Origin of the sequence: Streptomyces cinnabarinus, assembly GCF_027270315.1 — a bacterium.
In the GTDB taxonomy this organism is placed as follows: domain Bacteria; phylum Actinomycetota; class Actinomycetes; order Streptomycetales; family Streptomycetaceae; genus Streptomyces; species Streptomyces cinnabarinus.
Genome location: NZ_CP114413.1, coordinates 1,150,132 through 1,157,412, shown reverse-complemented (window position 1 = coordinate 1,157,412; position 7,281 = coordinate 1,150,132). Strand labels below are relative to the sequence as shown.

Genomic DNA, 7,281 nt, shown 5'->3' with positions numbered 1-7,281 from the left:
AGGAAAGAGCCGATCCATGATCGAAGAGACCGTCCTGCAGTACGAGTTGTCCGACGCCGAGGTGTCCCGGATACGCGAGGAGGCCGCCGGCCTGGCCGCCTCCCTGCCCGACCCGGCGGACCCGGCCCGCTACGACGACAACCGCTTCGCCGACGCCGGACTGCCACCGCGCCTGAAGAAGTTCCTGGAGACCTTCCGGCGCACCGAGCCGGCCGCCGGCCTGCTCATCCACGGCTTCCCCGTCGACGACGGCGCCGTCGGACCGACCCCCGGCCACTGGGATCAGCCCACGGACCCCGCGGCCACCCTGGAACAGGAGCTGTTCCTCGCCATGTGCGCCACCGCGCTCGGCGACCCCTTCACCTGGTCCACCCTGCAACTCGGCCGGATGATCCAGAACATCCTGCCGATCCGCGGCGACGAGGAGCGCCAGAGCGGCCACGGCAGCGCCACCCTGCTGGAGTTCCACACCGAGGACGGCTTCCACCCCGGCCGCTGCGACTATCTGCTGCTGTTCGGGATCCGCAACCACGACCGGGTGCCGACCATCCTCGCCTCCGTGCGGGACGTGAAGCTCAGTCGCGAGGACCTGGCCCTGCTGATGCGTCCGCTGTTCCACATCCTCCCCGACGACGAGCACATCCGGCAGCTGCAACTGCGGCACCCCGGCCACCCGGCGCTCGCCCGCATGGAGCAGATGCTGCACTCCCCGGATGCCGTGCCCGTCCTGTTCGGCGACCCCGACCGGCCCTATCTCCGTATCGACCTGCCCTTCATGCGCTGCGCCTCCGACGAGCCGGCGGCCGAACGGGCCGTGCACACCCTGATGGCCGAGCTGGAGCGGGTGCAGCACACGGTCGTCGTGGAGCAGGGCAGCCTGCTGATCGTCGACAACTACCTGGCGGTGCACGGCCGCAAGCCCTACCCCGTGCGCTACGACGGCAGCGACCGCTGGCTGAAGCGGATGATCGTCAGCCGCGATCTGCGCAAGGCGGCCCCCGTGAGCCGGACGACGCGCGGCCGGGTGCTGTTCTGACGCCGGCCGCCGCCCCCTTCTCCTTCCGACCCGCACGTGCCACCAAGGAGTCAGACATGCGCACCGTCGTCATCACCGGCGCGTCCAGCGGCATCGGCCGCGCCACCGCCCTGCGCTTCACCGAGGCGGGCGACCACGTGGTCAACCTGGACATCAAGGCACCCGAACCGGACGGCCACCCGGCCGGACACTGGATACGCGCCGACACCGCCGACTGGGACGCCGTACGGGACGCCCTCGCCGACGTTCACCGCGACACCGGACGCCTGGACGTGGTCATCGCCAACGCCGGCATCAGCGTCCGGCACGGTGTCCTCGACATCCAGGAGAAGGACGCCCGCCGCATCACCGACGTCAACCTCCTCGGCGTCCTGGGCGTCTGGCAGTCCGCCGCCCGCATCATGGCCGGGCAGGGCCACGGCGTCCTGCTCGCCACGGCGTCCGTCAACGGCCGCCGGGGTTACCCCTATTACGCCGACTACAACGCCACCAAGGCCGGCGTCTTCGCCCTCACCCAGACCTTCGCGCTGGAGCTCAGCCCGGTCGTGCGCACCGCCTGCGTCAGCCCCGGCGGTGTGCTCACGCCCATGCAACTCGCCGAGTACACCGACCAGATGCTCGCTGACACCAACGCGCGCATCCCCGCCGGACGGCACGCCGACCCCGCCGAGATCGCCGCGGCCTTCTTCTATCTGGCCTCGGCCGAGGCCGGCTTCCTCACCGGCCAGGAACTCGTGATCGACGGCGGGGAGACCGCCGGTGCCACGACGTCCGCGTACGGCACCGCCGTACGCGCCGGGCACTGACCGGACGGGGGAGCAGTCCGCATGCAGACCACCGCCCCCGGCGCCGCGGGCCCCACCCGGGGCGTCCCGGCCACCGGGCTTGACGTCGTGGTGACCGGCACCTCGTCCGACGCGCACACCTGGAACCTGATCTACCTCGAACTCCTCCTCACCGAGTGGGGCCACCGTGTGACCAACCTCGGGGCCTGTGTCCCCGAAGAACTCGTCGTCACCCGGGCGCTGGCCCAGAGCCCCGACCTCGTCGTGGTCAGCAGCGTCAACGGCCACGGAGCCGCCGACGGACTGCGGCTGATCGCACGGATCCGCGCCGAACCGCGATTCGCCGCGCTCCCCGTGGTGATCGGCGGCAAGCTCGGCACCGCCGAGGAGACCACCCGGGCCTGGCTGCCGCGGCTGCGGGCCGCCGGGTTCGCGGAGGTGTTCGAGGAGAGCGCCGGGACCGCGCCCTTTCGCCGCTACCTCGACACGCTCACGGCCGGGGTGTGCCGCTGATGGACGCCCCGACCACCACCGGGTTCGGCGCGTTCGTCCGCGGCGCGCGCGAACTCGTCGTCCAGCCCCGCATGGGCTTCGGCTCACCGGAGCGGATGCGCCGGGGCCTGCTCGCCACCCGCGACGCGGACGCCACCGCGGTCGGCACGCTCACCCTCGACAGCTACACCAGGGTCGGTGACCTCACCGCCGCCCGCCGTGCCGTCACCGAGGGCACCGACCTCAACGGCTACCCGCTGCTCACCCACGGCCCGGCCGCCACCCGCCGTATGCTCGACGGCATCGACGGCCCCGGATTCCCGGTCCAGGTACGGCACGGGTCCGCCGCCCCGCAGAACATCGTCCGCGGACTGCTCGCGGCCGGACTGCACGCCACCGAGGGCGGACCCGTCTCCTACTGCCTGCCGTACAGCCGCACCCCGCTCGCCGACGCGGTGGACAACTGGACCCGGGCCTGCGAACTGCTCGCCGAGGCCCGCCGGCCGGGCGTCGAACCGCATCTGGAGTCCTTCGGCGGCTGCATGATGGGCCAGCTGTGTCCGCCCGGACTGCTCGTCGCGCTGTCCCTGCTGGAAGGGATGTTCTTCGTCCACCACGGGCTGCGCAGCATCTCCCTGAGCTACGCCCAGCAGACCGATCCGCACCAGGACGAGGAGGCGGTACGGGCGTTGCGCGCGCTCGCCGCCGACCTGCTGCCCGGCGTGGACTGGCACATCGTCGTCTACACCTACATGGGCGTCTATCCACGCACCTCGTCCGGCGCCCGCGCCCTCCAGGACCGGGCGGTACGGCTCGCGGTGCGGGCCGGCGCGCAGCGGCTCATCGTGAAGACCGCTGTCGAGGCGCGCCGTATCCCCACCGTCGCCGAGAACGTCGCCGCCCTGGAGACCTCGGCGCACACGGCTCGCACCGTCCGCCCCGGCGGCCCGGGGGCGCCCGACGACGGCGACCGGGACACCCAGGTGTACGCCGAGGCCCGCGCCCTCGTCGAGGCGGTGCTCTGCCTCGGCCCCGACATCGGCCGGGGACTGCGCACGGCGTTCGGCCGGGGCTGGCTCGACGTGCCGTACTGCCTGCACCCCGACAACGCCGGCCGCAGCGCCGGCTACATCGACGAGCGCGGCCGGCTGGGCTGGAGCTCCGTCGGCGCCATGCCGATCGGGCATGTCGTCACGGCCCGCCCGGCCGCCGCCCTCACCAGCAGCGGCCTCCTCGACGCGCTGCACCACGTCGAGACCCGCCTCGACCTCGGGGAACTCACCGCGACCGGCCCGCACCGCGAGCCCGCGCGGCTCCGCTCATGAGAAACCGGCCGCTCGTGAGACCGGCCCGCGAGCCGTCGCGGCACAGCAGCCCACCCATGCGAGGGAGCGATACGACATGAGCGCACTGCACGCCTCCGGGTTCCCGGAGGACGAGATACGTGCCAGGGCCCGGCAGGGCGCGGCCCGCGTCTTCCCGCCCGCGTCCGCCTACGGCAGCGAACTGTTCGGCGCCGACGGGCGCGGCGGCGACGACGTCCTGGATCGGACCCGGCTGGTGCCGCCGGCCTTCGTGCCGCGCCGGCTGGAGAAGCTGATCGAGCTGGCCCGCGAACCCCTGTACCGGGACGTCGACACGGTCACCGACATCGGCGGCCTCCCGGCCGAACTGCCGGTGTACGTCTCCGCGTTCGGCTCCACCCAGGTCGCCAGCCGCGACCTGGGCGTGGCCGCCGCCCGGCAGGCCGCCCGGCTCGGCATCCCCATCGTCGTCGGAGAGAACATCGGCCCCGTCAACGGCACCGGACGGCTCGGCGAACGCGAGGGCCGCACCCTGCTCGGCCGTATCGCCGCCTACCAGGGCGCCCTGGAGGACTCCGGTGGCGTCGTCGTACAGCAGTCGACCGAGGACGCCGACGCCGAGATCTGGAACCTCGTCTACAGCGACACCTCCGTGCGGCCGCTGGTGGACGCCGGGCGGCTCGCCTTCGAACTGAAGGTGGGCCAGGGCGCCAAACCGGGGCTCGGCGGGATGACCGTCGTCGACGCCGCCGACGCCGAGCGGCTGCAGGAGCAGTACGCCGTCGAGCCCGTGCTCGGCGACGGCACCTCCCGCGTGCTGCGCAGCGGCAGCCCCGGCACCTTCACCGAGGAGATCCTCGCCCACCAGGTCCGTCTGATGCGCAACAACTTCCCCCGGGCCAGGATCTGGGTGAAGCTTCCTCCCGCCCGCGACGTGGGGGAGGCGGCCGCCACCGCCTGGGCGGCCGGCGCCGACTCGGTCACGGTCGACGGCGCCGAGGGCGGCTCCGGCTGGGCCCCGCTCGCCTTCCTCCACGACGTGGGCCTGCCGCTCGCGGAGTGCCTGCGCCGGGTGCGGCCGGGCCCCGAGGAGTGCCTGCTCGTCAGCGGCCGGATCTGGGAGGGCGCCCGAGCTGCCAAGGCACTGGCCGCCGGGGCGCGCGCCGTCGGCCTCGGCCGGGCCGCGCTGCTCGCCGTGGACGAGGACCCCGAGGCGGGACTCGACCGCCTGGTGGCCGCGCTCGCCCTCGAACTACGGCTGATCGTCAGCGCGTTGGGCAAGTACCACCCCCGCGACCTGGACTCCGAGGACCTGTGGCATCCGGACACCTCGTACGCGGCACCACGGTCCTCACTCACCACGACGGCCCGCGTGCCCTGACCGGCCGCGCGACCGCGACCGGCCGCGTGGCCCGGCCAACTCCTCGGCCGGAAGCGAAACTTCCCGCCACCTGCCTGGTCAACTGCCTCTTCGGCGGCCGGGCCGTTCCTACGATCGACGCAGTCCGGGCCGTCGGGCCCGGCACACCGCACCGACCAGCCGTCCGACCCACGACAGACGGGACAGCACCATGCCGAACCCCTTCGAGAACGAGAACGGACAGTACCTGGTCCTCGCCAACGACGAGGACCAGCACTCGCTGTGGCCCGCCCAGATCGCCGTACCGGCCGGCTGGCGCACCGTCCACGGTGTCGACAGCCGCGCCGCGTGCCTGGAGTACATCGAGACCCACTGGACCGACATCCGCCCGGCGAGCCTGCGCCGGGCCATGGACCGGATGGCCGGCTGACGATGACCGGCCAACTGCTCCAGGACACCACGGTGGTCCGGCCCGTACCCCGGCCGGACGCCACCCGCACCCTCGTGTGCCTCGGCTTCTGTGGTGGCGGTACCGGGTCCTACCGGGCCTGGCAGCCGTCGCTCGGCGAGGCCACCGACCTGGCCCTCGTCTGCTACCCGGGCCGCGAGGGCCGCTTCGCCGAGGAGTTCGCCCCGGACTGGGACGCCCTCGCCGAGGACGCCACCGACGCCGTGGTCCGCGCCGCGGCCGCCGCGCCGAACCGCCCCTACCGCCTGTTCGGCCACAGCATGGGCGGCTGGATGGCGTTCGACGTCACCGTGCGGCTCGCCGAGCGCGGCGCCCCGCTGCCCGAGCGCCTGATCGTCTCCTCCTGCAACGCGCCCGACCGCGGCGTCACCGAGCGCGACCGCTTCCCGCGCCTTGAGGACACCGAAGGACACCTCGTGGAGTGGATGCGGACCATCGGGCTGCTGCCCGACTACGCGCTCGACGACCCCGACCTGCGGGAGATGGCGATCGAGCTGATGCGCGCCGACATCACGGTCCGCGACTCCTACCGGCCCCGGCACGGCGTCACCACGTCCGTGCCCGTGCATGTGCTGTACGGCGAGGACGACGCGGTCATCGAACCGGCCGTCGCCGAGCAGTGGGCACGCTGCGCCACCGGTGGACTCCGCGTGGACGCCCTGCCCGGCGGCCACTTCTACACCCCGTCGGTGTGGCAGGCCCTGCCCGATCACTTCGCCGACGCCGACCTGGAGGAGGGTGTGCGATGACACCCCACTGGCTAGAGGAACCCGGTGCCCCGGTCACCGCCGTCGTCGACGGCCTGCCGGACGCGGTCGCCGCCGCGGACTGGATCGACACCCACCGGGACGCGCTGCGCGGCGTGCTCACCCGGCACGGGGCACTGTATCTACGCGGCCTTCCGGTGAGTGACGCCGCCGACTTCGCGCTCGTGCGGGACGCCCTGTTCGCCGAGCGCGCCAAGTACCAGGAGAAGGCCACCCCGCGCAGCGACTTCGGCGACGACGTGTTCTCCTCCACCGATCTGCCGCCCGCGCAGGCCATCCGGATGCACAACGAGAACAGCTACACCCTGACCTTCCCCGGCCTGCTGCTGTTCGGCTGTCTGACCGCTCCCACGGAGGGCGGTGCCACACCGGTCGCCGACGTCCGCCGGGTCCTCGACCGGCTCCCCGCCGACCTGGTCGACCGCTTCCGCCGGCACGGCTGGTCCCTGGTGCGCAACTACGCCGAGCACATCTCGCTGGACTGGCGGACCGCCTTTGCCACCGACTCCCGCGCCGACGTGGAGCGTTACTGCGCCGCCAACGCCATCGACGTCACCTGGGGCGACGACGACACCCTGCGCACCCGGCAGGTGCGCTCGGCGACCGTCCGCCACCCGCGCACCGGCGAGGAGGTCTGGTTCAACCACGTCGCGTTCTGGAGCGAGTGGGCGCTCGACCCCGACATCCGTGACGTGCTGGTCGGCGAATTCGGCGGGGACGGGCTGCCGTTCAACACGGCGTTCGGCGACGGCACCCCGCTGACCCCCGAGGACGTGGCCGTGCTCGACGCGGCCTACGAACACGCCACCGTACGGCGCGCCTGGCAGCCCGGCGACCTGCTCCTGGTCGACAACGTCCGCACCGCGCACGGCCGTGACCCCTTCCGCGGCGACCGGAAGATCGTCGTCGCGATGGGCGAACCGGTCGCCCTCGCCGACTGCACGCCCTCCCTGCCCGTCCCCGCACCCGCCCTGGCCGGCCGCGCCTAGGACCTGTCGTCAAATTCCCGTCTGCCCGGCGACGCCTGGCACGCACGCTCGCCGCGTTGCCGAAACGCCCACGTGACTC

The 7,281-nt window shown here is 73.1% G+C and carries 8 protein-coding genes; all 8 read left to right on the top strand.

What is annotated here, in order from left to right:
- The first annotated feature begins 16 nt into the window (after positions 1-16).
- The 8 genes from gntD to STRCI_RS05220 all read left to right on the top strand — a co-directional run bounded on the left by gntD (position 17) and on the right by STRCI_RS05220 (position 7,202).
- Positions 17-1,036 carry a guanitoxin biosynthesis L-enduracididine beta-hydroxylase GntD gene (gntD, locus tag STRCI_RS05255; RefSeq protein ID WP_269657656.1) on the top strand — a complete coding sequence of 340 codons (1,020 nt, stop codon included), beginning with the start codon at positions 17-19 and terminating at the stop codon, positions 1,034-1,036.
- A gap of 56 nt (positions 1,037-1,092) precedes the next feature.
- Positions 1,093-1,842: an SDR family NAD(P)-dependent oxidoreductase gene (locus tag STRCI_RS05250; protein ID WP_269657655.1), complete on the top strand. Its 750-nt coding sequence runs from the start codon at positions 1,093-1,095 to the stop codon at positions 1,840-1,842.
- Positions 1,843-1,863: 21 nt separating this feature from the next.
- Positions 1,864-2,334: a cobalamin B12-binding domain-containing protein gene (locus tag STRCI_RS05245; protein ID WP_269657654.1), complete on the top strand. Its 471-nt coding sequence runs from the start codon at positions 1,864-1,866 to the stop codon at positions 2,332-2,334.
- Positions 2,334-3,638, top strand: coding sequence for a methylaspartate mutase (locus STRCI_RS05240; RefSeq protein WP_269657653.1), 1,305 nt, complete (start codon positions 2,334-2,336; stop codon positions 3,636-3,638). The genes STRCI_RS05245 and STRCI_RS05240 overlap by 1 nt, the downstream gene beginning before the upstream one ends.
- A gap of 76 nt (positions 3,639-3,714) precedes the next feature.
- Positions 3,715-4,998 carry a glutamate synthase-related protein gene (locus STRCI_RS05235; protein WP_269657652.1) on the top strand — a complete coding sequence of 428 codons (1,284 nt, stop codon included), beginning with the start codon at positions 3,715-3,717 and terminating at the stop codon, positions 4,996-4,998.
- Between the two features lie 190 nt (positions 4,999-5,188).
- Positions 5,189-5,407, top strand: a complete 219-nt coding sequence (locus tag STRCI_RS05230; protein WP_269657651.1) for an MbtH family protein — start codon at positions 5,189-5,191, stop codon at positions 5,405-5,407.
- A 2-nt stretch (positions 5,408-5,409) separates the two neighbouring features.
- A complete protein-coding gene (locus STRCI_RS05225; protein ID WP_269657650.1) occupies positions 5,410-6,195 on the top strand; it encodes a thioesterase II family protein in 786 nt (261 codons plus the stop codon).
- Complete coding sequence (locus STRCI_RS05220; RefSeq protein WP_269657649.1) at positions 6,192-7,202, top strand: TauD/TfdA family dioxygenase; 1,011 nt, start codon at positions 6,192-6,194, stop codon at positions 7,200-7,202. The genes STRCI_RS05225 and STRCI_RS05220 overlap by 4 nt, the downstream gene beginning before the upstream one ends.
- Positions 7,203-7,281: the final 79 nt, after the last annotated feature.